The sequence below is a fragment of the Agromyces sp. NPDC057679 genome, from assembly GCF_042799635.1.
Classification (GTDB): domain Bacteria; phylum Actinomycetota; class Actinomycetes; order Actinomycetales; family Microbacteriaceae; genus Agromyces.
Genome location: NZ_JBHVIK010000002.1, coordinates 337,968 through 363,385 on the forward strand (window position 1 = coordinate 337,968; position 25,418 = coordinate 363,385).

At 72.6% G+C, this 25,418-nt stretch carries 27 protein-coding genes; 10 read left to right on the top strand and 17 right to left on the bottom strand.

All coding sequences use genetic code 11. The annotated features are described in order from the left end of the window. Positions 1-52 precede the first annotated feature (52 nt). Entirely contained in the window at positions 53-1,504 is a 1,452-nt protein-coding gene (locus ACFVAJ_RS08485) for a DUF6421 family protein (protein WP_376943061.1), read from the bottom strand. A gap of 367 nt (positions 1,505-1,871) precedes the next feature. On the opposite strand from ACFVAJ_RS08485, the gene ACFVAJ_RS08490 reads away from it, so the two are divergent. Continuing rightward, the gene (locus tag ACFVAJ_RS08490; RefSeq protein WP_376943063.1) at positions 1,872-2,396 is read left to right on the top strand and encodes a hypothetical protein; all 525 of its coding nucleotides are present in this window, start codon (positions 1,872-1,874) and stop codon (positions 2,394-2,396) included. A gap of 80 nt (positions 2,397-2,476) precedes the next feature. Here the strand turns inward: ACFVAJ_RS08490 and ACFVAJ_RS08495 are convergent, their stop codons facing one another. Next, positions 2,477-2,977, bottom strand: a complete 501-nt coding sequence (locus ACFVAJ_RS08495) for a GNAT family N-acetyltransferase (protein ID WP_376943065.1) — start codon at positions 2,975-2,977, stop codon at positions 2,477-2,479. Positions 2,978-3,077: 100 nt separating this feature from the next. On the opposite strand from ACFVAJ_RS08495, the gene ACFVAJ_RS08500 reads away from it, so the two are divergent. Continuing rightward, the gene (locus ACFVAJ_RS08500) at positions 3,078-3,842 is read left to right on the top strand and encodes a DNA alkylation repair protein (protein WP_376943066.1); all 765 of its coding nucleotides are present in this window, start codon (positions 3,078-3,080) and stop codon (positions 3,840-3,842) included. Here ACFVAJ_RS08500 and ACFVAJ_RS08505 read toward each other — a convergent pair. Then, positions 3,824-4,570: an NAD(P)H-dependent oxidoreductase gene (locus ACFVAJ_RS08505; RefSeq protein ID WP_376943068.1), complete on the bottom strand. Its 747-nt coding sequence runs from the start codon at positions 4,568-4,570 to the stop codon at positions 3,824-3,826. The two genes, ACFVAJ_RS08500 and ACFVAJ_RS08505, sit on opposite strands and share 19 nt — an antisense overlap. Then, positions 4,567-6,027 carry a DHA2 family efflux MFS transporter permease subunit gene (locus ACFVAJ_RS08510; protein WP_376943070.1) on the bottom strand — a complete coding sequence of 487 codons (1,461 nt, stop codon included), beginning with the start codon at positions 6,025-6,027 and terminating at the stop codon, positions 4,567-4,569. The genes ACFVAJ_RS08505 and ACFVAJ_RS08510 overlap by 4 nt, the downstream gene beginning before the upstream one ends. A gap of 68 nt (positions 6,028-6,095) precedes the next feature. On the opposite strand from ACFVAJ_RS08510, the gene ACFVAJ_RS08515 reads away from it, so the two are divergent. After that, entirely contained in the window at positions 6,096-6,716 is a 621-nt protein-coding gene (locus ACFVAJ_RS08515) for a TetR/AcrR family transcriptional regulator (protein ID WP_376943072.1), read from the top strand. A 77-nt stretch (positions 6,717-6,793) separates the two neighbouring features. Next, entirely contained in the window at positions 6,794-7,633 is an 840-nt protein-coding gene (locus ACFVAJ_RS08520) for an SDR family oxidoreductase (RefSeq protein ID WP_376943074.1), read from the top strand. Here ACFVAJ_RS08520 and ACFVAJ_RS08525 read toward each other — a convergent pair. The 7 genes from ACFVAJ_RS08525 to ACFVAJ_RS08555 all read right to left on the bottom strand — a co-directional run bounded on the left by ACFVAJ_RS08525 (position 7,597) and on the right by ACFVAJ_RS08555 (position 13,577). Continuing rightward, entirely contained in the window at positions 7,597-7,740 is a 144-nt protein-coding gene (locus tag ACFVAJ_RS08525) for a hypothetical protein (RefSeq protein WP_376943076.1), read from the bottom strand. The two genes, ACFVAJ_RS08520 and ACFVAJ_RS08525, sit on opposite strands and share 37 nt — an antisense overlap. A 73-nt stretch (positions 7,741-7,813) precedes the next feature. Further along, positions 7,814-8,632, bottom strand: a complete 819-nt coding sequence (locus ACFVAJ_RS08530) for an alpha/beta fold hydrolase (RefSeq protein WP_376943078.1) — start codon at positions 8,630-8,632, stop codon at positions 7,814-7,816. A gap of 57 nt (positions 8,633-8,689) precedes the next feature. Further along, positions 8,690-9,136, bottom strand: coding sequence for a hypothetical protein (locus tag ACFVAJ_RS08535; protein WP_376943080.1), 447 nt, complete (start codon positions 9,134-9,136; stop codon positions 8,690-8,692). After that, positions 9,133-10,455, bottom strand: coding sequence for a protein kinase (locus ACFVAJ_RS08540; RefSeq protein ID WP_376943082.1), 1,323 nt, complete (start codon positions 10,453-10,455; stop codon positions 9,133-9,135). The genes ACFVAJ_RS08535 and ACFVAJ_RS08540 overlap by 4 nt, the downstream gene beginning before the upstream one ends. A gap of 55 nt (positions 10,456-10,510) precedes the next feature. After that, positions 10,511-11,350: an exodeoxyribonuclease III gene (locus ACFVAJ_RS08545; protein ID WP_376943084.1), complete on the bottom strand. Its 840-nt coding sequence runs from the start codon at positions 11,348-11,350 to the stop codon at positions 10,511-10,513. Between the two features lie 92 nt (positions 11,351-11,442). Further along, entirely contained in the window at positions 11,443-12,927 is a 1,485-nt protein-coding gene (locus tag ACFVAJ_RS08550) for a cell wall-binding repeat-containing protein (RefSeq protein WP_376943086.1), read from the bottom strand. Between the two features lie 131 nt (positions 12,928-13,058). After that, positions 13,059-13,577 carry a DUF6328 family protein gene (locus tag ACFVAJ_RS08555; RefSeq protein WP_376943088.1) on the bottom strand — a complete coding sequence of 173 codons (519 nt, stop codon included), beginning with the start codon at positions 13,575-13,577 and terminating at the stop codon, positions 13,059-13,061. A 115-nt stretch (positions 13,578-13,692) separates the two neighbouring features. Between ACFVAJ_RS08555 and cofE the strand changes: the two genes are divergently transcribed. The 5 genes from cofE to fgd all read left to right on the top strand — a co-directional run bounded on the left by cofE (position 13,693) and on the right by fgd (position 18,225). After that, a complete protein-coding gene (cofE, locus tag ACFVAJ_RS08560; protein WP_376943090.1) occupies positions 13,693-14,487 on the top strand; it encodes a coenzyme F420-0:L-glutamate ligase in 795 nt (264 codons plus the stop codon). Between the two features lie 65 nt (positions 14,488-14,552). Then, the gene (locus ACFVAJ_RS08565) at positions 14,553-15,311 is read left to right on the top strand and encodes a GntR family transcriptional regulator (protein WP_376943092.1); all 759 of its coding nucleotides are present in this window, start codon (positions 14,553-14,555) and stop codon (positions 15,309-15,311) included. 153 nt (positions 15,312-15,464) lie between these two features. Next, the gene (locus ACFVAJ_RS08570; RefSeq protein WP_376943094.1) at positions 15,465-16,463 is read left to right on the top strand and encodes a TIGR03557 family F420-dependent LLM class oxidoreductase; all 999 of its coding nucleotides are present in this window, start codon (positions 15,465-15,467) and stop codon (positions 16,461-16,463) included. Next, positions 16,460-17,203, top strand: a complete 744-nt coding sequence (gene cofC, locus ACFVAJ_RS08575) for a 2-phospho-L-lactate guanylyltransferase (RefSeq protein ID WP_376943096.1) — start codon at positions 16,460-16,462, stop codon at positions 17,201-17,203. Before ACFVAJ_RS08570 ends, cofC begins: the two co-directional genes overlap by 4 nt. Then, positions 17,200-18,225 (top strand): glucose-6-phosphate dehydrogenase (coenzyme-F420), encoded by a 1,026-nt coding sequence (gene fgd, locus ACFVAJ_RS08580; protein ID WP_376943098.1) that lies wholly within the window; start codon positions 17,200-17,202, stop codon positions 18,223-18,225. Before cofC ends, fgd begins: the two co-directional genes overlap by 4 nt. A gap of 200 nt (positions 18,226-18,425) precedes the next feature. On the opposite strand, the gene ACFVAJ_RS08585 is transcribed toward fgd, so the two are convergent. Further along, the gene (locus tag ACFVAJ_RS08585) at positions 18,426-18,848 is read right to left on the bottom strand and encodes a DUF6194 family protein (protein WP_376943100.1); all 423 of its coding nucleotides are present in this window, start codon (positions 18,846-18,848) and stop codon (positions 18,426-18,428) included. Between the two features lie 37 nt (positions 18,849-18,885). On the opposite strand from ACFVAJ_RS08585, the gene ACFVAJ_RS08590 reads away from it, so the two are divergent. Continuing rightward, positions 18,886-19,581 carry a MerR family transcriptional regulator gene (locus tag ACFVAJ_RS08590; protein ID WP_376943102.1) on the top strand — a complete coding sequence of 232 codons (696 nt, stop codon included), beginning with the start codon at positions 18,886-18,888 and terminating at the stop codon, positions 19,579-19,581. Positions 19,582-19,669: 88 nt separating this feature from the next. Here the strand turns inward: ACFVAJ_RS08590 and ggt are convergent, their stop codons facing one another. The 5 genes from ggt to ACFVAJ_RS08615 form a co-directional block, all read right to left on the bottom strand. Next, positions 19,670-21,484: a gamma-glutamyltransferase gene (ggt, locus tag ACFVAJ_RS08595; protein WP_376943104.1), complete on the bottom strand. Its 1,815-nt coding sequence runs from the start codon at positions 21,482-21,484 to the stop codon at positions 19,670-19,672. A gap of 88 nt (positions 21,485-21,572) precedes the next feature. Continuing rightward, on the bottom strand, positions 21,573-22,058 hold the full coding sequence (locus ACFVAJ_RS08600) for a hypothetical protein (protein ID WP_376943106.1): 486 nt from the start codon (positions 22,056-22,058) through the stop codon (positions 21,573-21,575). Between the two features lie 313 nt (positions 22,059-22,371). Next, on the bottom strand, positions 22,372-23,235 hold the full coding sequence (locus tag ACFVAJ_RS08605) for an ABC transporter ATP-binding protein (protein WP_376943108.1): 864 nt from the start codon (positions 23,233-23,235) through the stop codon (positions 22,372-22,374). Continuing rightward, complete coding sequence (locus tag ACFVAJ_RS08610) at positions 23,232-24,389, bottom strand: putative F420-0 ABC transporter permease subunit (protein WP_376943110.1); 1,158 nt, start codon at positions 24,387-24,389, stop codon at positions 23,232-23,234. Before ACFVAJ_RS08610 ends, ACFVAJ_RS08605 begins: the two co-directional genes overlap by 4 nt. After that, the gene (locus ACFVAJ_RS08615; protein ID WP_376943112.1) at positions 24,389-25,411 is read right to left on the bottom strand and encodes a putative F420-0 ABC transporter substrate-binding protein; all 1,023 of its coding nucleotides are present in this window, start codon (positions 25,409-25,411) and stop codon (positions 24,389-24,391) included. The genes ACFVAJ_RS08610 and ACFVAJ_RS08615 overlap by 1 nt, the downstream gene beginning before the upstream one ends. Positions 25,412-25,418 lie beyond the last annotated feature (7 nt).

Consider the following 25,418-nt stretch of genomic DNA (forward strand, 5'->3'; position numbering starts at 1 on the left):
ACGAAATCGCCGATTCCGTCCTGAGCAGCGTACGTCTTCCTGAAACGGTGGGTCAGACCTCGGTCTGCCCGGTGATGCCGACCGTCGACTCGATGACCGGCTTCATCTTCTTGTCGAGCGCCTCGAAGAACATCGACAGCGGGAACTCGTCGTCCATCACGAGGTCGGTGTAGCCCTTGGGCGGGCCGGCGAGCACCTCGCGGGGCAGGCCCTCGGCCCAGGCCGACGCCGGGTTCGGGGTGACGACCGAGGAGACGAGCTCGTAGGCCTTGAGCCAGTGCACCGTCTTCGGGCGGTCGATCGACTCCCAGTAGAGCAGGTCGATCGCGTCGCCGAGCTCGACGACCGCGTCGGCCACCTTGTCCCAGTCGAAGCTCAGCTCGACGTCGCGCCACTCGAGCACGTGCTTCTTGTGCAGCCACGCGAACAGCAGCTGGCCGCCGAGGCCGTCGTAGTTGCGCACGCGCGACCCGGTGATCGAGAAGCGGAAGATGCGGTCGAAGATGACGGCGTACTGCACGAGCTTGCCGGTCGAGCGCATCTGCTCCTCGACGTCGGTGAGCTCTTCGCCCTTCGCGAGGCGGGCGTCGAGCGCGCGCTGGATCTTGACCGACTCGCGGAACGCGGTCAGGTCGCAGCGCAGCTCCTCCAGCGAGTAGAGGAAGAACGGCATGCGCTGCTTGATCATGAACGGGTCGAACGGCAGGTCGCCGCGCATGTGCGTGCGGTCGTGGATGATGTCCCACATGACGAAGGTGCGCTCGGTGAGCTCCTGGTCGGTGAGCATCTCGGCGGCGTCGTCGGGCAGCACGAGCTTCGTGATGTCGCTCGCGGCGCGCACGACCTTGCGGTAGCGGGCGGCCTCGCGGTCCTGGAAGATCGCGCCCCACGTGAACGTCGGGATCTCGCGCATCGCGACGGTCTCAGGGAAGAGCACGGCCGAGTTGGTGTCGTAGCCGGGGGTGAAGTCGACGAGGCGGAGGCTCACGAAGAGCTTGTTGCCGTAGTCGCCGGCTTCGAGGGCGGCGATGAACTCGGGCCAGATGGTCTCGACGACGAGCGCCTCGACGTGGCGGTCGAGCGAGCCGTTCTGCGTGTACATCGGGAACACGACGAGGTGGCGGATGCCGTCGATGCGGTGGCGCTGCGGCTGGAACTCGACGAGCGAGTCGAGGAAGTCGGGCACCTCGAGCCCTGCGGCCTGCCACTTGCGGAAGTCGGCCTGGAGTGCGGTGAGGTAGGCGGCCTCGTGCGGGAAGCGCGGCGCGAGTGCGGCGACCGACTCGACGATGGCGTCGACGAGGGCGGATGCCTCGGCCTTGTCACCCTCGACGGGGACGGAGCCGTCCTTCACCTGGAGCGACTGGAGCTTCGTCGCCGACTCCTTGAGGCGGAGCCAGGCGGGGTCGGCCTCGACGCCGTCGGCGAGGGCGATCTGCTCGGGCGTGACGTCCTCGAGGACCTCGGGTTCGCCGACGATGGGGTCGATCGTGATGTTCGACATGTGAACCTCCGTTCCTCAGTGAGGGGTCAGATGCTGGGTCGCGGCAGTGCCGCGCGCGGCGGGAATCGCCGTACAGCTCAAGGCTACGAGGCATCCGCTCGCGATTGATTGCACTGCAACGCGGGAATCTTGCGTTCGCCTTCGAAACGGCGCCGCAGATCGCGCATGCCGCGCACGCCCGCGATTCGCATCGAAGTCGAGAACACCTCAGCGTTCACCCGGATGCCGCTCCACGCCTGCCCGGCCTCGACGCGACGCGGGCACCGAGGAGAACACCGGGGGCGGTCCCGATGACGGGCGTCTCGCCCGACCCTAACTTGAGGATTGTTCACATCCCCGCGAACCCCCACATGAACAGGAGAGGGCCATGAACACCAACAGGACCGGCGCCGCAGTGATCGGTGCCGTCGTACTCCTCGTCACGATCAGCGGCTGCGCCGGTGTGCAGTCCCAGCTCGAGAGCGGATCCGGATCGCAGAGCGTGACCTCGCTGCAGTCGCAGCAGGACTCGGCCCGTCGAGAGGCCGCGCTGGAACGCAGCCGGGCTCACGCGCAGGAATTCGCGCCCCAGGGCACCACCCTGCAGGACATCCTGCGCGAGGCCGAGCGCACCGAGCGCGTCGAGTCGGCCGCACGCTCTGCGAAGGCGCAAGAGCAGATGCGAGCCGTCAAGCAGGCCGAGCAGTCGGCGCAGCGCGCCGCTCGCTCGAACTCGGCACAGGTCCAGGAGGCCGTGCGCGCGACCAAGCAGGCGGAGGCCGTCGACCCCTCGGCCGCCGAGGTGCAGGGCCAGCGTCTCGCCGAGTACGCCGAGCAGTTCGGCCAGTCGCAGGACGACGGCGTCCCCACGCCGACGCCCGAGCCCCGACCGATCTCACCGCGCAACCGATGATCACCACGCGAGAGCGGGGTCACGCCGACCGGCTGGCCCCGCTCTCGATCTGCGCGCCCGAACCGGACGGGCGCGACGATTCAGAGGGACTTCGCCATGTGCAGCGACGCCGCCTCGAATCCGAGGCTCTCGTAGAGCTCGATCGCCGGCACGTTGTAGGCGAACACGTTGAGGCCGAGCGTCGGCGAGCCGTGCTCGCGAGCGACCTGCTCGGCGTGCCGCATCGCCGCCCGGCCGAGGCCCCGGCGGCGGAAAGGTTCGCGCACGTGCACGTCCCACACCCACCACGCGTCGCCTCCCTCGGCCCAGGGGCCGAGCCACAGCCACCCCGCGTCCTCGCCGTCGACGACGATCGCGAGCAGCACGTGCTCGGGGTGCAGCTGCCCGTCGGTGAAGAAGCGCTGCCGCGAGGCCTCGACCGCGGCCTCGGCCTGCTCGGGGGTGTCACCGGCGCGCAGCCTCGACGCCTGGTAGTACGCCATCGACTCGGGCAGCCACATCACGAGGTCGTCGCCCGTGATCGGGACGAAGGCGAGCTCGTCGGCGCGCGCGGTCTCCGCGGTCGCGGTGTCGTCGGTCATCCCTCCATGTTGGCGGATGTCCCGCGCCGGCGCACGGGCGGATCCCCGATGCCGATCGGCGTGCCCCGCAACCCACCGCCGGCGGGGTAGGGTCGCCGCCATGGGCGACCCCGAACTGCAGACCGCCGCCGAGGTGCGTGCCGCCCTCGCCGCGGCGTCCGACCCGGCGAGGGCGAGCGGCGCGGCGGCCTTCTTCAAGACTGGGCCGGGCGGCTACGCCGAGCGCGACGTGTTCCTGGGCGTCACGGTGCCGGCGACGCGCGCGATCGTGCGGAGATCGTCGGCGCTCCCGCCGGCCGACGTCGCCGAGCTCGTCGCGAGCCCGATCCACGAGGAGCGGCTCGCGGGCCTGCTCGTCATGGTCGAGCGATTCCGCCGCGCCGGCCGTGTGCGCACCCGCGACGACGCCGTGCGCGCGGCCGAGCACGAGCGCTACCTCGACGCCGTGCGCGCGGGGCACGTCGACAACTGGGACCTCGTCGACGCCACGGCCGAGTACCTGCTCGGCGAGGTGGTGTTCCCCGCGGCGCCGGTCGCCGAGGTCGTGCCGCCGATCGTGGGCGAGCTCGTGACATCCGATTCGATCTGGCCGCGCCGCGTCGCGGTCATCTCGACCTTCGCCGCGATCAAGGCGGGCGACCCGCGGCCGATGCTCGCGCTCGCCGAGCGGCTGCTCGACGACCCCGAGCCGCTGCTGCACAAGGCGGTCGGCTGGATGCTGCGGGAGGTCGGCAAGCGAGTCGATCGCTCCGTGCTCACCGGCTTCCTCGACGGGCATGCGGCGCGGATGCCCCGCACCATGCTGAGCTACGCGACCGAGCACCTCGACCCGGCCGAGCGGGCGCGCTACCGCGCGATGCGCTGAGCGCGCCCGACACCGCCCGGCGCTCGTGCCGTCTCGGGCCGTCGGCCGCGGGGGCGCCTCGAGGCGTCGCGCTCGCCGAGGCGACGTGCCGTGGCGAGCCACGCGGCCCGCTGCCCGGCCGACGAGAACCGCACCGGCGTGAACCGCGAGATGCCGATCGTGCGGATTCCGCAGTAGGCGAGCGTCGCCCGGGCCAGCGAGGTCTCGGCGGCGTTGCGGTAGACGAGGCGATTCCAGGCGGCGGGCGAATCCATCGTCATCACGATGCGCGCGGTGCGACCGCCCAGCAGGCGCGTCGAGACATGGCCGCGACCGTACGCGAACGCCGTGCCCGAGAGCATGACCCGGTCGAGGAACGCCTTCAGCACGGCCGGGTAAGTGCCCCACCACTGCGGGAAGAGGAACACGAGGTGCTCGGCCCAGGCGACGTCGTCGACGAAGCCGCGGATGCTCGGTTCGAGGTGGCCCGTGTCGCCGCCCGGGGCGCGGAGCGCGGAGCGATCGTCGGGGATCAGCGTGAACTCGCGTTCGGCGAGGTCGATGACCCTGACCGCGGGCCCGTCGGCCGAGCTGCCCGACCGGCCGTCCGCCGAGCCGACCGACCGGCCGTCCGCCGAGCCGTCCGTCGAGCGGCCCGCGGCCCGGAGCCCCTCGACGTACCGCTCGGCGAGGGCGTGCGTGAAGCTGCCTCGGTGCGGGTGGCCGATGATCACGAGGGTGCGGGTCATCCGCGCGCCTCGACGGGGCGCGGCGCGTCGACGGCGTGCGGAGCGCGACCGGCGGGCAGCAGCAGTGCGACGAGCGCCGACCCGATCAGCACGGCCGCGCCGACGAGCACCGCCGGCTGCGCGCCCTCGATGTAGCCGGTCGGCGTGAGCGTGCCGCCCGCGCCGGTGAAGACGGCGGTCGACACCGCGATGCCGAGCGCGACGCCGACCTCGCGGAGCATGGAGTTCGTGCCGCTCGCCTTGGCATGGTCGTCGGGCGCCATGCGGGCGAGCACCGCGGTCGAGGACGGGGCGAACACGAGCCCCATGCCGACCCCGGCGAGGATGAACGGTGCGAGGTACGCCGAGTACTCGGTGCCCGCGTCGAGCAGGGGCGTCAGCCAGAAGAGCGCCGCGCCGAGGGCGAGGAGCCCCGCGACGATGAGCGCCCGGGTGCCGACGCGCGGTGCGAGGAGGCCGGCGAGCGGCGCCACGACCATCGGCGCGAGCGTCCACGGCGAGGTCTGCACCGCCGCCTCGAGCGGCGACGCGCCCTGCACCAGTTGCAGGAACTGGATCAGGATGAAGATCGAGCCGAAGGCGCCGAAGCTGAACCCGAAGCCGACGACGTTCGCGATCGAGAAGCTGCGGTCGCGGAAGAGCCGGAGCGGCAGCAGCGGCGCGCTCGCGCGCGACTCCCAGACGACGAAGGCGACGAGCAGCACGCCGCCGCCGATGAGCCCGGCGAGCACCTCGGTACTCGACCAGCCGGCGTCGTTGCCGCGCACGATGCCGTACACGAGGGCGAGCAGGCCGAGGCCCGAGAGCAGCAGGCCGATCACGTCGGCGCGCAGGCGCGCCCCGAAGCCGTTGCGGAGGACGGCCAGCGCGAGCGCGATCGACGCGAGGCCGACCGGGACGTTGATCCAGAAGATCGCCTGCCACGCCCAGCCCTCGATGACCGCGCCGCCGACGAGCGGCCCGGTCGCGACGCCGAGCCCGGCGACGCCGCCCCAGATGCCGATGGCGAGTGGGCGGCGGGCGATGGGCACGGCGCCCGCGAGGAGGGTCAGCGAGAGCGGCATGATCGCGGCGGCGCCGAAGCCCTGGGCGGCACGAGCGGCGATCAGCTGGCCGGGATCGCTCGCGAGCGCGGCGAGGGCCGAGCTCGCGGTGAAGACGGCGATGCCGACGAGGAACACGGTGCGCCGGCCGAAGCGGTCGCCGAGGGCGACCGCCATCAGGATGGTGCTCGCGAAGGCGAGCGTGTACGCGTTCATGAACCACTGCAGCTCTTCGACGGATGCCCCGAACTCCGTGTGCAGCACGGGCAGCGCGTTCGTCATCACGAGGTTGTCGAGGGTGGCCATGAACATCGGCAGCGCCGTGGCGAGGAGCACGAGCCAGAGCGGAGGGACGCGGCGCGGTCGGCGCGCGGTGGCGCCGGGAGCGGCCGAGGCGGCGAGTGTGGTCGACATGGCGATCTCCAAAGTTGTAATCCGATGATTACTTCGTAATGTAGTAATCGACTGATAACATGTCAAGCATGTCGGCCGAAGAGATCACCGCACCCGCGACGGCGCCGCGCATGAAGGCCGCCGACCGCCGCGAGCTCATCCTCGCCGCGGCGACGGCCGTGTTCGGTGCGAAGAGCTACGTCGGCACCACGACCGACGAGGTCGCGCGGGCCGCCGGCGTCAGCCAGCCGTACGTCGTGCGCCTCTTCGGCACCAAGGAGAAGCTCTTCATCGCGGTGGTCGAGCGGGCCTACGCCAGGGTGATCGACGAGTTCCGCCGTGCGATGCCGGGCCCCGACGAGACCCGCATCGACCGGATGGGCGCCGCGTACACCGAGCTCCTCGCCGAGCGGGGAATGCTGCCCGTCATCGCGCACTCCACGTCGCTCGGCGGCGAACCCGAGATCGGGCGCGTGGCCCGCCGCGGGTTCAGCGACATCTGGCGCTTCCTCCGCGAGGAGGCCGGATTCACGCCAGAGACCGCCCGCGAGTTCTTCGCGACGGGCATGCTCATCAACGCCGTGGTCGGCCTGCGGCTCACCGGCGACTACGGCGACGAGGTCTCGGCGACCGAGGTGCTCGACTCCTGCTTCCCCGGGGCCGTCGAGCAGGTGCGCACGCTGCTTCCGGCAGCCGACGAGCCCTGGTGAACCTCGGCACCGGCCTCCGGTGAGCCGCCTCGCCCGGTGAGGCGGCCGCGCCCCTCGCGGTGGGGGAGGATTGGACGATGACGAGAACGGTGCGCGGCGCGAAGGTGCTCATCACGGGTGCCGCGGCCGGCCTCGGGCGGAGGTTCGCCGAACGCGCGGTCGCCGAGGGCGCCGCCTCCGTCATCCTCTGGGACATCGACCCCGAGGCCCTCCGCCGCACCGTCGACGAACTCGGTGCCGTCTCCCGCGGGCGCACCCGCGTGCAGTCGTTCGTCGTCGACGTGGGCGACCTCGGCGCCATCGCGAAGACGGCCCAGCGCGTGCGACGCGAGCTCGGCAACCCCGACGTCCTCGTCAACAACGCGGGCATCGTCCGCGGCAACGGCTACTTCTGGCAGACCGACAACGGCGACGACACCCGCCCCACGATGCAGGTCAACGCGCTCGCCCCGATGTACGTCGCGCGCGAGTTCCTCCCGGGCATGATCGCGAACGCGTTCCGCCCGGCACGCATCGTGAACCTCGCCTCGGCGGCGGGCACCATCGGCAATCCGCGCATGGCCGTGTACGCGGCATCCAAGGCGGCGCTCATCGCCTGGAGCGACTCGCTGCGCCTCGAACTCGAGCAGGCCGGCCACCGGAACGTCACGGTGACCACCGTCACGCCGAGCTACATCGCCACCGGCATGTTCGCCGGGGCGCGCGGCCCGGTGATGGCGCCGGTGCTCGATCCCGAGTACGTCGTCGACCGGGTCTGGGCGGCGATGCTCGCGGGGCGGCCGCTCGTCGAACTGCCGGGCAGCGTCCGGCTCTCGCGGGTCCTGCGCGCCGTGCTTCCGACGCGCGTGTTCGACCGCGTCGTCGGCGACGGCCTCGGCGTCTACCGCTCGATGGAGCGGTTCACCGGGCGGCGCTGAACCCGCACGGGCTGCAGCACACGGCGACGCTGGGCCAGCAGGCCGAGCGCGATCGGGGCGACGAGGCCCGCGAGGCAGAGCACCGAGAGCCAGATTTCCGTGGTCATGCGACGACCGTAGCCCCGGAGCCTGAGTGCGCGCCCCGAACGTCGAAGGGATGCCTCGGGCCCGGCGCGTTCCTCAGAGCCCGTGCTCGTCGAGCCATGCCAGCAGCAGCCGCGAGAACTCCTCGGGGCGCTCGACGCTCGGCAGGTGCGCCGTGCCCGTGAGCCGGTGCGCGGTCGCGTCGGGCAGCGTCGCCGCGAGGGTCTCGAACTGGGCGAGGAACGGTGCGAAGTCGAGCTCGCCGACCATGACGAGCGACGGCACTCCGATCGTGTCGAGCCTGCCGGCCGCGGCGGGCTCGAGCGGGCGCATGTCGCCGTCGTCGAGGGCGTGCGCGACGTTCGGCAGCGCGAGCTCGCGCGCGCGGGCGAGGAACGCCGGGTCGAGCTCGTCGGCGACGCGCCCGACGCCTGCGGCGAAGAGCTCGGTCTCGAGGCGCAGCATCCGCGCCGCGTCGACGGCGGGATCGATCGCCTCGACCTCGTCGAACCGCGCCTGCGTGGCCGCATCGAGCGGCACCTCGGGGTGGCCGCCGATGCGCGCGGAGACGGCGACGAGCCCGGCGACGCGATCCGGTGCGTGGAGCGCGACGTCGATCGCGATCGCGCCACCGCGACTCGCGCCGACGACCGTCGCCTGCGCGATGCCGAGGTGGTCGAGGAGGGCGATCGCGTCGCGGTGGTTCCAGAACGGCTCGGCCTCGTCGTGGCGGGTGCCGCCGAATGCGCGCGGGTCGTAGCGCACGACGAGGTGTTCGGAGGCGAGCGCCTCGACGTGCTCGTCCCACATGCGGAGGGTCGCGATGCCCGCCGGGATCAGCAGCAGGGCCGGCGCCGAGGCGCGGCCGGTCGTCTCGTAGGCGAGCTCGGCTCCGGGCAGGTCGAGGTGCGGCACGTCACGAGACTACGCACTCCGGGGCCCATTCGATGACCGTCGGCGCTCCGGCGCCGGTCAGTCCTCGTCCTTGCCCTTGTTCTTGTCCTTCTTGTCGTCGTTGCGGTTGTCCCCGCTGTTGCCGGGGCCGCTGTTGTCGTCGTCGTCATCGGCCGGCGTGGGCGTCGGAGACGGCTCGGAGGCCTGGCGGGCGCGCTCCTCGGCGGCCTCGAGATCGTCGCGCACGAGCTCGATCGCCGCACGGACCTCGGCCTCCTGCGCTTCGGGGAGGTCGCCCGCGGCGACCGCCTCGTCGACATCGCGCTCGAGCAGGAGGAGCGCCGCGAGCGCCCCGGCGAAGTCCTCGTCGGCCGAACGCTCGGCGACGCGCACGACCGACGCGTGCAGGGCGTCGCCGGCATCGGCTTCGCTCGCGCAGCCCGCGAGCCCGAGCCCGAGTCCGAGCGCGACGACGGTGGCGAGCGCCGCGGCACGCAGGCGGCGGTACCGGGTGAGCCGGGTCATCCTCGCACCGCCTCGTCGAGTTGCTGCAGATGCTCGCCGAGCGGATCGAGCTCGGCCGGGATCGGCGGCAGGGGCGTGGGCTCGGACTGGTCGCCGCCGGTCGCCGCAGTGATCGCGGCGTGGACGGCCAGCACGATCGCGACCGTGGCGATCGCGAGCACGACGACGATGAGCACCGGGCGCCGCCGGGAGGGCTTCGGGCTTCCCGGGCGTGCGGAGCCGACCGGGCGCGTGCCGGAGGCGCCGGCGGGGGAGTGGAGGTCGCTCGGGACGGTCGGCGCACCCGGGTGCGCCGGAAGCACTCGGGTCGGGCCCGTCGGCTCGGGCTCGGGCTCGGGGACGCTTTCGGGCTCGGCCGTCTGCGGCGCGCCGACGGGTGCCGTCGCGTCGAGCACGACCGTCGGCGCGAGCGAGGACGTCTCCGATTCCGACTCGACGTCGGCCGGTTCCGACGCCCGCCCCGGGCTCGTCCGCGCGAGCGCCGTCGCGGCGACCGCGACCTCGAGCGCCGTGGGCCGTGCGGCCGGTTCGCGGGCCGTCATGCGGGTGAGCAGCTCGACCCAGTCGGAGCCGAGCTCGCCCGGCACCTCGGGGTCGCGCACCAGCCTGGCGCTCGCCGCCTCGGCCGCGGGGCCGGGGAACGCACGTCGCCCGGTGCGCGCCTCGAGCATGAGCAGGCCGAGCGAGTAGACGTCGGCAGCACTGCCGGGGGCGGCGCCGCTCACCTGCTCGGGGCTCAGGTAGCCGGGCGTGCCGACGAGGAGGCCGGTGCGGGTGATGCGGGCATCGTCGATGAGCCGGGCGATGCCGAAGTCGGCGAGCTTCGCGTTCCACCGACGGCTCGGCAAGTGCGCCGGCTCGAGCAGCACGTTCGCGGGCTTCACGTCGCGGTGCACGATGCCGCGCGAATGGATGACGTGGAGCGCCTCGCCCAGGTCGGCGAGGAGATCGGCCGCGTCGGCGGCATCGAGCGGTCCGTGCTGGAGCGCGGCACGCAGGTCGTGCCCCTCGACGAGCTCCATCACGAAGTACTCGCGCGAGCTGCCGGCATCGTGCGCCGCGTCGTAGAGGCGCACGAGCGCCCGATGCTCGACGCTCGCGAGCAGCGCGATCTCGGAGGCGCGCCGCCCCGCGTCGTCGATGCCCTCGGTGGCCTCGCCGAACACCTTCACCGCGACCGGCCGACCGAGCGACACGTCGAAGCCGCGGTACACGCTCGCCATGCCGCCGCGCCCGATGAGCGCGTCGAGTCGGTAGCGTCCGCCGAGCATCCGGCCCGTGGTGGGCTCGGTGCGGTCGCGATCGGAGATGTTCGTCACTCCTCAGAGGGTAGTCCGCCGGGCTGGGACCGGCCCGGGGGTTGCGTCGCTCGGCTCAGAAGATCATCGGCCGGTCGTCGTCGTCGTCGCCCAGGGCGAGGTCGACGAGCACCGGCACGTGGTCGCTCGGGGCGTCGCCCTTGCGCTCGTCGCGATGGATCGACGCCGAGGTCACCGCCTCGGCGAACGTCGCCGAGCCGAGGATGAAGTCGATGCGCAGGCCCTCGTTGCGGGGGAAGCGCAGCTGCTTGTAGTCCCAGTAGGTGTACAGCCCCTCGGGCACCCGCGCACGCACGACATCGGTGACGCCCGCGTTCTCGAGGGCGAAGAACGCGGCGCGCTCCTCGGGCGAGACGTGGGTCGTCTGCCCGACCACCACGGTCGGGTCGCCGTTGTCGATGTCGAGCGGCGCGACGTTGAAGTCGCCCATGAGCGCGAACGGGCGCTCGGGGTGGGCGGTCGTCTCGGCGCGCGCGTAGTCGGTGAGTGCGGCGTAGAAGTCGAGCTTGTAGTGGAGGTGCGGGTCGCCGAGCGAGCGGCCGTTCGGCACGTACAGGCTCCACACGCGCACGCCGTCGACGGTCGCGCCGATCGCGCGCGCCTCCTTCGGGAGGTCGGGGCCGTCATGCCCCTTCAGGAACCCCGGCATGCCCGGGAACTCGGTCTCGACGTCGGTGATCGGCGCCCGGCTCGCGATCGCCACGCCGTTCCACTGGTTCAGTCCGTGGATCGCGAGCTCGTACCCGGCCTCCTCGAAGGCCTCGTGCGGGAACTGCTCGGGCTTGCACTTGATCTCCTGCATGGCCAGCACGTCGACGTCCTCGCGCACCATCCAGTCGACGACGCGGCCGACGCGGGTGCGGATCGAGTTGACGTTCCAGGTGGCGATGCGCATGGGTTCCAGCGTAGGTCAGCCGGGCGACACCCCGAGCACGGCGAGGGCGGATGCCCCGTGGTCGCCCACGAGGCATCCGCCCTCGATGCCGGTCAGCAGACCTTGAACGGCTTGCCGCTGAAGGAGAGCTTCGAGAAGTAGCCGAGCAGGTACGCCTCATGCACCTCGAGGCCGGTGATGTTCTTCGCGACCCCAGCCGGCGTGCAGTTCGGCGGCACGACGTGCATCGGGGCGCCGTAGGCGCCCGCGAGGGGCGCGCCCGAGAGTGCATCGGGGAACTTGGTGCCGTTCACGAGGAAGGCGTAGACCGACGACCACTGGTTCGGATCCCAGACCGCCTGATTGATCTTGAGCGCCGTCTGGTAGCGGTCGGCTCCGGCGAATCGCGTCACCGTGATGCCGGCCCGGTCGTCGATCCACTTCGCCTGCTGGGCGGAGACCACCCCGGTTCCACCGGCGATCGCGACGTGCTTGGCTCCGGTCTGGAGCAGGGTCTCGGTGACTCCGAGGTCGTACCTGGTCGACGTTCCGTCGATGATGAGCACGGGAAGACCGTCGACGGCCCCGGCGGCGCTCGCGGCGAGTGCATCCGGGAAGTTGGTACCGGTCGCGACCCAGATCGCGGGGACTTCATCGAACGCGGCCGCGATGATCCGGCGCGACGTCTCGTAGCGATCCTTTCCCGCGAGGCGGATCACGCTGGGGGCGAGGGGCTTGAGCTGCTTCTCGACCGCCGCCGACACCGCACCGGTGCCGCCCGCGATCACGATCGTGTCGGGCGAGAGGCGCTTGATCTCGGCCGCCGTGCTCGACGGAAGCGAGGTCGGCGGGACGAGCAGCAGGGGTCCGCGACACTGTGCGGCGGCGGGGCCGGCGCTCAGTGCGTCGGGGAAGTTCGCCCCCGATGCGATGTACACGCACGGCACGTCGGGCGCGAACCCGGACTTCGAGATCGCGACCGACGTCGAATAGCGGTCGAGACCGGCGATGTAGCCCGTGAGCAGGGGCTCGAGCCGCTCATCGACGGCGGTGACGGCCTGGCCGTCTGCGACGGTGACGGTCGTGGCCATGCCCGAACGCGGGGCATCCTTCCAGAACTCCGGGAGGAGCGACGTGCCGGAGGCCGTGTCGAAGAAGGCCACGTGGTAGGTGCCGGCCGGAACGCCCGTCACGCTGTACGCGCCGGTGTCCGCCGCCTCGGCGGAGGCGACGAGGTCGAACGAGTTCGTCGCGTCGTTCCAGAGCTGCACCTCGACGTAGCCGGTGCCGAGGGGCTTCAGCGGCTTCTCGGTCATGTCGGTGTACGTCACCGTGCCCGAGATCGACCCGGTGCCCGCACCGGCGGCGGCCGGGGCGAGCCCGGCTCCGCCCAGCTGCTGCGGGCCCGCGAGTTCGGGGTCGGCTCGGAAGGGGGCGAACGGATCGTCAGCAGGCGGCCGCGTCTCGCCGGTGGAGGGCAACGGGGGCGGCACGAGATCATCGGCGGCGGCGTTGGTCACGCCGGCGAAGAGGAGCGCGCAGCTGGCGGCAGCGGCGGCGGCTGCGCGCCAAGGCGCGCCCGGTCGGGTTCGGGTCATTCGGATTCCTTCGTAGGGGGTCGCACGATCGGTGCGGGTAGCGGGAGCATACGGAGTGGATCCTCCGATACGCGACCCCCAGTTCGGGCTCATTCCTCAGGATGAGTTGGTGTTGCGGGACACCGGCGGGCTCAGCGGCTGCGCCGCGCGATCGCCGGCACGACGACCCACACGACGATGACGACCGCGAGCGCCGCGCCGAGCGCGATGTAGCCGGCGACGCGGCCGACGGCGACGTCGAAGATGAGGCTCGTCACCCCCGCGGAGAGCAGGGAGACGACGGCGAGCAGCCCGAACAGCATGCGGTTCCCGATATGCACGAGGCGGTCCTTCTGCTGCCGCCCGAACAGCTGCCGGTGCAGGATGACCGGCGCGAAGCCGAGCACGGTCGCGAGGCCCGCGAGGGCGACGAGCACGAGGTAGAGGGTCAGCTCGTAGTCGTCGAGCTCCGCGAATCGGGGCTGGAATGCCGCGGCGAGCAGGAAACCGGTGATGATCTGCGTGCCGGTCTGCACCGCGCGCAGCTCCTGCAGGATGTCGCCCCAGTTGCGGTCGAGGCGTTCGACTCGGGTCTCGTCGCGGCCGTCGCGGCGGTCGTCGCGGTCTTCGTCGTCGGCGCTCGCGGTCTGCGTGGCGGAGTCGGTGCCCATACGCGATCGTACCGCCGGGCGCCGCACCGCCACGGGGGCTTGCGACGTGCTGCGCCAGCCCTGCAGCCGTCGTTGCTGTCAGAATGGAGCTCGTCGTGTTCAACAGGGGAGCATCATGGCCGCAGCATTCAGTGTCGAAGGCGTCGAGGGCCTGCCCGAGATCTCGACCGGGGACGATCTCGCCGCGATCATCGCGGCCGCCGCCGAGTTCGCCGACGGCGACATCCTCGTCGTCACCTCGAAGATCGTCTCGAAGGCCGAGGGGCGCGTCGTGCAGGCCGCCGACCGCGAACAGGCGATCACCGACGAGACCGTGCGCGTCATCGCGACGCGCGAGTACGAGGGCGGCGTCACCCGCATCGTCGAGAACCGGCAGGGCATCGTCGGGGCGGCGGCCGGGGTGGATGCCTCGAACGCGCCCGATGGCACCGTGCTGCTGCTGCCCGTCGACCCCGACGCCTCGGCGCGCGACCTCGCGACGGGGCTGCGTGCCCTGACCGGTGCCCGGGTCGGCGTCATCCTCTCCGACACGCTCGGGCGCCCGTGGCGCGAGGGCCAGACCGACATCGCGATCGGCGCCGCCGGCGTGCACGTCTTCGACGACCTGCGCGGCGGGGTGGATGCCTCGGGCAAGCCCCTCTCGGTGACGATGCCGTGCGTGGCCGACGAGATCGCCGGAGCGGGCGAGCTCGTGAAAGGCAAGTCGTCGGGGGTGCCGCTCGCGATCGTGCGCGGGCTCGGACGCTACGTCGGCGACCTCGACCTGCCGGGTGCGCGGTCGATCCAGCGGCCGAGCGAGCGCGACCTGTTCCGCCAGGGCGCCGACGAGGCGTACGACGAGGGGTACCGCGCCGGATTCGACGAGGCGCAGGCCGAGGGCCCGCTGCGCTCGACGTCCGACTTCGAGTAGGCTCCTCCGATTTTTGGATCCAGAACGCGTGCCCTGAGCGGGGTTTGCCGGTACATTCGGGTGCCATGAGCGAACAGATCGCCGAGGGCGCGCGCCGCGCATCCGTCGGGTCCGGGTTGAACTCCGACGCACTGCAGCAGCTGGCGGGCAAGCACCAGACCGGGTACCGGTCGGTCGGCGTGATGGTCTACGACATCCTGAAGGACGCCATCCTCACCGGCACGCTGCCGCCGGGGCAGAAACTGCGCCAGGAGACCCTCGCCGAGTCGATCGGCGTGTCCAGGCTGCCCGTGCGTTCGGCGCTCATCCAGCTCGAGGCCGACGGGCTCGTCGAGTTCCACGAACGTCGCGGTGCCGTCGTGAAGTCGCTTTCGGCCGACCAGGCCCGCGAGGTCTACGACATCCGCACGCTGCTCGAGGTCGAGGCACTGCGCCTCTCGATGGCCGAGATGACTCCAGAGCGCATCGCCCGCCTCCGCGAACTCGGTCGCACGGCCGACGTCGAGGACGAGGGGGCCGACTTCGTCGACGCCCGCACCGAGTTCTACGCCGAGCTGTATGACGCGGCCAACCGTCCGGTGCTGTGGGAGATGATCGAGCAACTGCGCCTCAAGGTCGGACGCTACGTGCTGGGCTGGCGTCTCGTGGGCGGGGCCGAGCACGGCCACTCGCACGAGGAGCTCGTCGCCGCCGTCGAGGGCGGCGACGTCGAGCACGCGAGCGGCGTGCTCCGTTCTCACCTCGAGCGCGTGCGCGACGCGGTGCTCGAGCTGCTCGTCGCGGGAGAGGCGGGCGCGCCGACGGCGGCGGCGTCGCGCGGCTGAGTCGCGCGGCTGAGGCGCGCGGCATCCGGTCGTGGGCCGTGCCTCCGTTCGTCGCTTGCGTTTTGGATCCAGTATCCGAAATAATGAGGCGACGCCAACGAGGCCCGACCACGTCGAGGTGACGGCGCCCCGCCGAGCAGGGAGGATGGAGGAGTGTCAGTGCACATCGGTTACGCCGCGATGCTCGAGCAGTTCCCGCCCGCCGAGGCGGTGGCGCTCGCCGCGCTCGCCGAACAACACGGCTTCACCGGGGTCATGGCGACCGACCACTTCCAGCCGTGGACGCCCCGCCTCGGGCAGGCCTCGCATGTCTGGAGCGTGCTCGGCGCCCTCGCCGAACGCACCCGCGGCGACTTCGGCCCGGGGGTGACGACGCCGACCTTCCGCACGCACCCCGCCGTCGTCGCGCAGGCGAGTGCGACGCTCGCGTCGATGCATCCCGGGCGCCACTGGCTCGGCATCGGCTCGGGTGAAGCGGTCAACGAGCACATCGTCGGGCAGTACTGGCCCGAGGCGCCCGACCGCATCAACCGCATGTTCGAGGCCGTCGAGCTCATCAAGAAGCTCTTCGCCGCTTCGATCGCCGGCCGCGACGTGCGTCATTCGGGCCCGAGCTTCAAGCTCGAGACCACCCGCCTCTGGACCATGCCGCCCGTCGCCCCCGAGGTCTACGTCGCCACCGCAGGCCCCGTGACCGCACGCCGCGCCGGACGGGTCGCCGACGGGCTCATCACGACGAGCGGCCCCGCCGATCGTCTCGACGCGCTGCTCGCCCGCTTCGCCGACGGGGCCCGCGACGGCGGCCGCGACGTGCGGCGCATGCCGAAGATCCTGCAGCTGCACCTCTCGTGGGCGGCGACCGACGAAGAGGCCATGCGCAACGCGCTCACCGAGTGGCCCATCGCCGGCATGCGGTTCGGGCGCAGCGACATCCGCTCGCCGTTCGAGTTCGAGCAGCTCGCGCGCACCGTGCGACCCGAGGACTTCGAGGGGCGCATGGTCGTCTCGGCCGACCCCGACCGGCATCGCGCCGAGATCCAGCGGCACCTCGACCTCGGCTTCGACCGCATCTACCTCCACAACGTCGGCCGCAACCAGGCCGAGTGGATCGAGGTCTTCGGCCGCGAGGTGCTGCCGGGGCTGCGCGCATGACGGCCGGCCCGGCGCCCGCCGGCTGGACCCTCGTCGTGCCGGTGAAGGCGTTCTCGGCGGCGAAGACCCGCCTCGGCCCGGCCGTGCCCGCCGAGGCGCGAGCCGCGCTCGCCCGCGCGTTCGCCCTCGACACGATCACCGCGGCCCGCGCCGCGCGCGGGGTCGAGCGGGTGATCGTCGTCACCGGCGAGGTCGACCTCGGCTCGCCGCTGCCGACCGGCGTCGAGCTCGTGCGCGAGGCCGGCGTCGCCGACGGGGCCGCCCCCGGCGGGCTCACCGCCGCGATCGACGACGGCATCCGCGCCGCCCGCGCCGACGGCCTCGTGCCCGTCGCGGTGCTGCTCGGCGACCTGCCGTCGCTCCGCACGAGCGAGCTCGAGTTCGCGCTCGAGGCCGCGTCGCGGCATCCCCTCGCCTTCATCGCCGATGCCGACGGCACCGGCACGACGCTCGCGACCGCCTCGGCAGGGGCAGCCATGCGCCCCGCCTTCGGCGAGCAGTCGGCATCGCGGCACCGCGAGGCCGGCTTCGCCGACCTGGCCGGCAGCGCGCCCTTCGCGACGCTCCGCCGCGACGTCGACACGGTCGAAGCGCTCGAACAGGCGCTGCGACTCGGCGTCGGCGCGCACACCGCCGAGGCCGTGGCCGCACTGACCGACGGTGCACTGCCGCACATCGGGCCCGGCCCGTCGACCCTCCCGACTCACCTCACCGACCCCCACAGAAGGAGCCACGCATGACCCTCACTCTCGGATACAAGGCCAGCGCCGAGCAGTTCGACCCGCGCGAGCTCGTCGAGATCGCCGTCGCCGCCGAAGGCCACGGCATGCAGTCGGTGTTCACGAGCGACCACTTCCAGCCGTGGCGGCACACCGGCGGGCACGCGCCGTTCTCGCTCGCCTGGATGGCCGCGGTCGGCGAGCGCACCTCGACCGTGAAGATCGGCACGAGCGTCATGACGCCGACGTTCCGCTACAACCCCGCGGTGCTCGCGCAGGCGTTCGCGTCGCTCGGCGTGCTCTACCCCGAGCGCATCATCGCGGGCTTCGGCTCGGGCGAGGCGCTCAACGAGATCGCGACGGGCTTCCAGGGCGCGGGCGAGCAGGAATGGCCCGAGTTCCGCGAGCGCTACGCGCGCCTGCGCGAGTCGGTGCGCCTCATGCGCGCCCTGTGGAAGGACGAGGGCCAGGTCAGCTTCGACGGCGAGTACTACTCGACGCACGACGCCTCCATCTACGACCGTCCGGATGTCGCGGTGCCGGTGTACATCGCCGCCGGCGGGCCGCAGGTGGCGAAGTACGCCGGCCGCGCCGGCGACGGCTTCATCTGCACCTCGGGCAAGGGCGCCGAGCTCTACGCCGACCAGCTCATGCCCGCCGTGAAGGAAGGCCTCGCCGCCCGTGACGACGGCCGCACCTTCGACGAGTACGACCGCATGATCGAGATCAAGCTCTCCTATGAAGAGGACCTCGACACCGCGCTCGACAACACCCGGTTCTGGTCGCCGCTCTCGCTCTCGAAAGAGCAGAAGCACGACATCACCGACCCCGTCGAGATGGAGCGCGCCGCCGACGCCCTGCCGATCGAGCAGATCGCGAAGCGCTGGATCGTCGGCACCGACCCCGACGCGGTCGTCGAGCAGATCGGGCAGTACATGGACTGGGGCTTCAACCACCTCGTGTTCCACGCGCCGGGGCACGACCAGCGCCGGTTCCTCGAGCTGTTCGAGCGCGACCTGGCGCCGCGGCTGCGGGCGCGGTAGCGGCTGGGGCGGTTGAGCGTCCGCTCGGCCGCCTGCTTGGCCGATTCGTCGAGTCGCAGGACGATCCGGGCGACGCACCGGGTGTCGGCGGCGTGTCGCGGCTGACGTCCTGCGACTCGGCATTCGTCGGGGCATCCGATGCAGTCATCGAGCCTCGCGAGTGGTCTCGGGGACTCTCGCATGCCGTCCGGCGGCTCGGATCAGGTGCGGCGGCGCTCCCAGCGGTGCTTCGCGGCGGCGTGCGCGTCGCGGAGCAGCTTGCGCAGCTCGCCCGACGTGCGCTCGCCCGGCTGCACGACGGAGACCCAGCCAAGGTGGCCGTAAGCGGGGTGGGCCTGCACGACGTCGCGGAGCGCCGGGTCGTCCACGGGCTCCTGCCCGCGGCGCCCTGCGTCGATGTTGACCCGGAACACGCCGTCGCCGAGCCCGGCCGACGGCTCGTCGGGGTAGTCCTTGGTCACGATCGTCGTGAACGGCTGCCCCGGCGGGAGCACGCCGTCGGGCGCGTAGTAGAAGAACCGGTCGCCCCAGGCGATCTCGGGGGTGCCGTCGCCGGGCTCGGGACGAAGCGTCAGCACGCCGCCGAGGGACTCGACGTACTCGGTGATCTCGTCGATACTCATACTTCAAGTGATGCATTCAAGTGCTTGTGGAGGGTTGATGCGCATCGCCGAGGTCGCACGTCGCACGGGATACTCGATCCAGCAGGTCCGGAAGCTCGAGGCGGCGGGCGTGCTGCCGGCCGCGCCGCGGACGCCGTCGGGATACCGCGAGTACGGCGAACGCCACGTCGCGAGCGCCCTCGCCTATCGTGCGTTGGCGGCTGCGATCGGCCCGACCGATGCCCGCCTCGTGATGGACGGCGCCCACCGCGACCCGGTTGCGATGCTCGAGCGCCTCGATGCCGCGCACGCAGGGCTGCACCGCGAGCGCGAGGAGCTGGCACTGGCTCGGCACGCGGTCGAGACGATCCGCAGTGAGCCCGTCGACCCGGTGATGCCGGGCGATGCGATGACGATCGGCGAGCTCGCCGACGCCCTGGGCCTGCGCACCTCGACCCTGCGGCACTGGGAGGACGAGGGGTTGCTCGCCCCGGCGCGCGGCCCGCACGGCGATCGGTTCTATGCGCCGGCCGACGTGCGCGACGCGCGGCTCGTGCATCAGCTCAGACTGGCCGGCTACCGCATCCCGCCGCTGCGCGAACTGCTGCCGTCGCTTCACGAGGCGGGCGACGCCGCGGCGCGGCTCGCCGAGCGCGAGCAGGGCATCGTCACGCGTTCGCGGGCGCTGCTCGAGGCGACGGTGGCGCTGCACGCCGCCGTGCGGGTCACCGCATCGGGATCCGCTTGGCCTTGAACGTCGGCGCCGTCCGGGCCGGTGGTGCGATGGAGCCGCGGCGTGTGAGTCGGACGCCCGGTGACGAAACTCTAGCGGGAGTCCGCGCTCAGTCTGCCGGCTCGACCACCAACCCGGTACCGCCGCCACGACGCACCGGCTCGGCGACGGCGGTCATCAGCCCGTCGGCGCCGACCTCGATCGCGGCGACGGCGCCGATCTCGGCCGAGGTCGAGAACGCGTGCCCGTACGTTGCGAGCGAGCTCTCGTACGCGGCCCGGAACGCCGGCTCGGCCGCGACCGCCGCCGTGTTGCGCTGCGAGGCGCGCGGGGCCGCGACGGCCTCGGGCAGGGTCATGCCGAGGTCGATGCGGTTCACCAGCACCTGCGTCACGGTGGTGATGATCATCGAGCCGCCGGGCGAGCCGACGACGAAGCGCACCTCGCCGTCGTCGAGCACGATGGTCGGCGACATCGACGAACGCGGACGCTTGCCGGGTTCGACGATGTTCGGGTCGGCCGGGTTCGGCACGAAGCTGAAGTCGGTGAGCTCGTTGTTGAGCAGGAACCCGCGCCCCGGCACCGTCATGCCCGAGCCGCCGGTCTGCTCGATCGTGAGCGTGTACGCCACCGCGTTGCCCCACTGATCGACGACCGAGAGGTGCGTCGTCGAGATGTTCTCGGTGTCGGCGGGCTCGTCGAGCGCGGCGGTGTCGCAGCCGGCCGCGGAGAGCGGTGCGGGCGGAACGGGCTTCACCGAGGCGGCGTCCGGGTCGATCACGCAGGCGCGCGCGTCGGCGAACCCCTGGCTGAGCAGCGTCGCGGTCGGCACGTCGACGAACGCGGGGTCGCCGACGTAGGCGTTGCGGTCGGCGAAGGCGTGCGCGGTGGCCTCGAGGTAGAGGTGCAGTGCCTGCACGGGGTCTGCGCCGGCGAGGTCGAAGTTCTCGAGGATGTTGAGCGACTCGCCGACGGTCGTGCCGCCCGATGACGACGGGGCCATGCCGTAGACGTCGAGGCCGCGGTACTCGATGTGCGTCGGCGCCTGCTCGAGCACCTCGTAGTCGGCGAGATCGCCGGCGGAGAGGTGGCCCGGGTAGGCCGGCAGCGTCGCTCCGGGCGTGGTGATCGGGTCCTGCGCGACCGAGGCGATCTCGTCGGCGAGTGCACCCTCGTAGAACACGTCGGTGCCCCCGAGCGCGATCTGCCGCATGGTGCGGGCGAGGTCGAGGTTCTTGAACACGCTGCCGACCTTCGGGGCGTCGCCGCGGGGGAGGAAGAGCTCGGCGGTATCCGGGAAGGCCGCGAACCGGGCCTGGTTCGCGAGCGTCTGGTCGCGGAACGTCTGGTCGACGACGAAGCCCTTCGTCGCGAGCAGGATCGCCGGCTGCAGTGCGTCGCGCAGCGACGTCGTGCCGAACTCGTCGAGCGCGGCCTCCCACGTCGCGAGGGTGCCCGGCGTGCCGACCGACAGGCCCGACGACACCGCGTCTGCGAACGCGTAGGGCGCACCGGTCGCCGGGTTGATGAAGGCGTCACTCTGCATCGCGGCGGGCGCGGTCTCGCGGCCGTCGATCGTGGTCACGTCACCGGTCTCGGCGTCGAAGTACACGAGGTACCCGCCGCCGCCGATGCCGGCGCTGTACGGTTCGGTCACGCCGAGTGCCGCAGCGGTGGCGATCGCGGCGTCGACCGCGTTGCCCCCGTCGCGCAGCACCTCGAGGCCGACGGCGCTCGCGGAGGCATCCACCGACGAGACCGCCCCGCCGAAGCCGGTCGAGGTGGCCGGAGCCGGCGGCGCCGGGCGCCCGGTGACGGTGCCTGCCGACGCCGCCGGAGCGGCGAACGCCGCGAGCGAGACGGCGGCGGCGATGGCGATGATGCTGCGGCCGGCGGTGAAGCGGCTGCGATCGACGTTGACCATGGGGACCCCCCGAAGTGGTGACATCTGCACGTTCGGGCTCACGGTAGACCCGGTGCCGGCGAGCGGCAACCCCTTGTGGTGCGTGCCCTCAGTGCAGGCCGGGCCGGTTCACGCTCGGCGGGATCGCGCAGAAGTCGTAGTAGTACCGGGTCGGCGCCGCCGGGTCGGTGACGTCGACGATCACGGATGCCCCGGAGTGGGGCAGCTCGTCGCCCGCGACGGCCCACACCGAGAAGTGCCAGACGCCGCGCACCGCGTCGTCGAGCAGGTGCTGCCCGTCGACGACGAGCACGGTGTCGGGGTCTTCCGCCCCGGCGAAGGTACCCGCCCGCACCGGGTCGACGAGTTCGGCGCGCAGGCGCGCCTCGTCGACCGCCCCCAGGCTGTGACGCACGACGGGCGTCCCGTCGGTGCGCGCGGCGATCGCGACCGCCAGCTCATCGGCCACCCGAGCGGATGCCACGGGGTCGCCGCCGTCGACCGCCACGAGACGCCGCCCGCGACGGGCGTTGTGCAGGAACTCCTCGGCCACCCACTCGATCGTCGGCTGCGGCCCGGTCTGGATCGGACTCATGCCTCGAGGCTACGCCCGACCGCATCCGCGACGGCGGGCTGATGGGCAGCCGAGGGGAGATCGACGCACGGGCGGTGTGGTCGTGTGGTCATGTGGTCGCCCGTCGTGTGGTCGTGTGGTCATGTGGTCCGGTTCTTCGGAGGCATGGTCCCTCCGCGGCGGTGCGGCGAGCTCCACGGTCAGCGCCGATGGTGCGATCCACGCGGATGGGCTGACTCGCCTCGCTCGTGCGCAGCCGACGGCCACGAGGGCGGGGGCGCGGGCGTGATCCGACCCGAAGCGGTGGCGATCGCGGAGCTCGTGTGACGTCGGCTCAGGCGGAAGCTGAAGACCGGGTGGCGGCGAGGGCGGTGTCAGCGGTGGCGATGGCGTCGATGTCGGTGTGTGCTGCGAGCGCGGAGGCCGCCGGCGCCGCGACCGCGATGAGCGGCCTCCCCGTCAGCGGGTGGGCGATCACCTCGGCGCGCACCCGGTAGACCTGCTCGATGAGCGACGCGGTGAGCACCTCGCGGGGGTCGCCCGCGGCGACCACCCGCCCGGCGGCGAGCACGATCACGTGGTCGGCGTACGCCGCCGCGTGCGAGAGGTCGTGCAGCGCGGCGACGACGGTGAGGCCGTCGCGAGCGAGCCCTGCGAGCAGCTCGAGCGCGGTCAGCTGGGCCGAGAGGTCGAGGTGGTTCGTCGGCTCGTCGACGAGCAGCAGCTCGGGCTCCTGCGCGAGGGCGCGGGCGAGCGTGACCCGCTGGCGCTCGCCGCCCGAGAGCGACCCGATGGGCCGCGGCGCGAACTCGAAGGCGCCGACCGCGGCGAGCGAGCGTTCGGCGACTGAGCGATCGTGGTCGCCGGCCGGGGCGAACGCCCCGAGGTGCGGGGTGCGACCGATGAGCACCGCGGCGAGCACGCTGAGCTGCGGGTCGACCTCGGCCTGCTGCTCGGCGAGGGCGACGAGCCGGGCGCGGTCGCGCCGCCGCATGCGCGCGATCGGGCGGCCGTCGAGGTCGAGCTCGCCCGCGTCGGCCCGCTCGATCGCGGCGATCAGGTGCAGCAGCGTCGACTTGCCGGCGCCGTTCGGCCCGACGAGCGCCGTGAGGGCGCCGTCCCGCATGGTCGCGTCGACCCCGTCGATGATCGTGCGTCCGGCGCGGTCGAACCGCACCCGTGAGAGGTCGAGGCTCATGCGAGGCTCCTTCGGCGCAGCAGCAGCCAGGCGAACACCGGGCCGCCGATGAGGGCGGTGAGGATGCCGACGGGAAGCTCCCTCGGGTCGAACAACGTGCGCGCGCCCGTGTCGGCCCAGACGAGGAAGATCGCGCCCGCGAGCGCCGACAGCGGCAGCAGCGCCCGGTGTCCGGGGCCGGTCACGAGCCGTACGGCGTGCGGCAGCACGAGTCCGACGAATCCGATCGAGCCGCTCACCGACACGAGTGCGCCGGTGAGCAGCGCGGTGCCGCCGAGCAGCAGCACGCGACTTCGGGCCACGTTCACGCCGAGCGCCGCGGCCCCCGATTCGCCGACCGCGAAGGCGTCGAGGGTGCGGGCGCTCGCGAGCAGCGGCATCCCGACGACCAGGAACGCGCCGCCCGCGATCGCGACCGACACCCAGTCGGTGCCCGAGAGCGAGCCGAGCAGCCAGTTCAGGATCTCGCGGTAGCTGTCGTTCGTCGCGCTCCAGAAGATGACGAGGCTCGTGATCGCGCCGAACACGCTCGACACGGCGATGCCGGCGAGCACCGTCGCCGTCGGCGAGAGTCGGGCACCGGTCGCGCCCGCGGCGCCGCCCGCTCGGCCCGCGCCGAGCGCCAGCCCGAGGGTGGCGAGCAGCGCGACGATCGCCCCGGTGAAGGCGGCGAGCGGCAGCACGAGCGACCAGCCGAGCACCAGCACGACGACGGCCCCGACCGAGGCGCCCGACGAGAGGCCGAGCAGGTACGGGTCGGCGAGCGGGTTGCGGGTGACGGCCTGCAGCACCGCACCGCAGAGCGCGAGGCCCGCGCCGACCGCGGCGGCGGTGAGCACCCGCGGCATGCGCAGCTGCCAGACGATGCCGTCGCGGAGCGGCGAGAGCGTGGCCTCGCCGAACCCGAGGTGGGCTGCGACGCTCGCGAGCACGTCGGCGGGCGAGAGGGCCGCAGGGCCGATCGTGACGGCGACCACGATCGAGACGAGGAGCAGCGCCGCGAGGCCGATGCCCCAGAGGAGCGTGCGACCGGCATGAGCCGGTCGAGCGGCGACGGACGAGCGGGGCGAGGCCCAGCGAGGGGCCTCGCCCCGCTCGCCGGCGCTCACTGCTCGACCGGCAGTGCCGGTGCCGCTCGCTCCGCGACCGATCATCAGCCCTCCAGTGCGCCGAGCTGCTCGACGATCGAGGCCACGGCGTCGACGTTGCGCACGCCCGCCTCGGTCGACGGGAAGTCGACGACGACGTAGCGCTCGCCCTGCACGGCCGGCAGCGCGGCCGTGGCCGGGTTCGACGAGAGGGCGGCGATCTTCGCGTCGGCGGTGTTCCAGGGGGCGTCGACGAGCACGATCACGTCGGGGTTCGCCTCGACGACGGCCTCCCACGACATCGCCGTCCAGGTGTCGTGCACGTCGGCGGCGACGTTGTCGAGCCCCGCGGCCTCCATGATCATCTGCGGGGCGCCGATGCCGGCGCCCACGAAGGGCTGGTCGTCGCCCGAGGAGTACCAGAGGGCGGTGAGCCCGTCCTCCGAGGGCGCGATCGCCTCGAGCGCCGCGCGCTGCGCCGCGACGAGCTCGGCCGAGCGCTCGGGCACGCCGAAGATCGCGCCCGCCTCGTCGAACTCGCGGAACACCTCGTCGAAGGTCAGCGGGTCGGGCATGTAGCCCTCGCCCTTGCAGGCGGCGGGGGCGACGTAGCTCGCGACGCCGAGCGCTGCGAGCGAGTCGCGCTCGCCGGCGCCCTCGGCCGAGAGGTTCGACTCCCAGCCCGCGTAGATGAGGTCGGGTTCGACCGCGAGGGTCGCCTCCTGCGACGGCACCTTGTCGCTCAGCACCTCGAGGTCGGCCGCGGCGTCGGCGACCTCAGCCGGCACGGGGCCGTCGCTGAACGCGGTGCCGACGACCTTGTCCTCCAGGCCGAGCGCGAGCATGAGCTCGAGGGTCGACGACTTCACGGTGACGACGCGCTCGGGGGCGGCGTCGAAGGTCACCTCGGTGCCGCAGTTGTCGATCGTGAGCGGGTACGAGGATGCCGCGGCGCCGGCGCCGTTCGCCGCGGAGTCGGCGGCGGGGTCGACACCCGCGGGGCCCGCGCATCCGGCGAGCAGGGCGACGGCGGCGGTGGCGCCGAGTGCGGCGACGGCGAGCAGGGGACGGGTGGCGTGGGTGCGCATGGGCAGA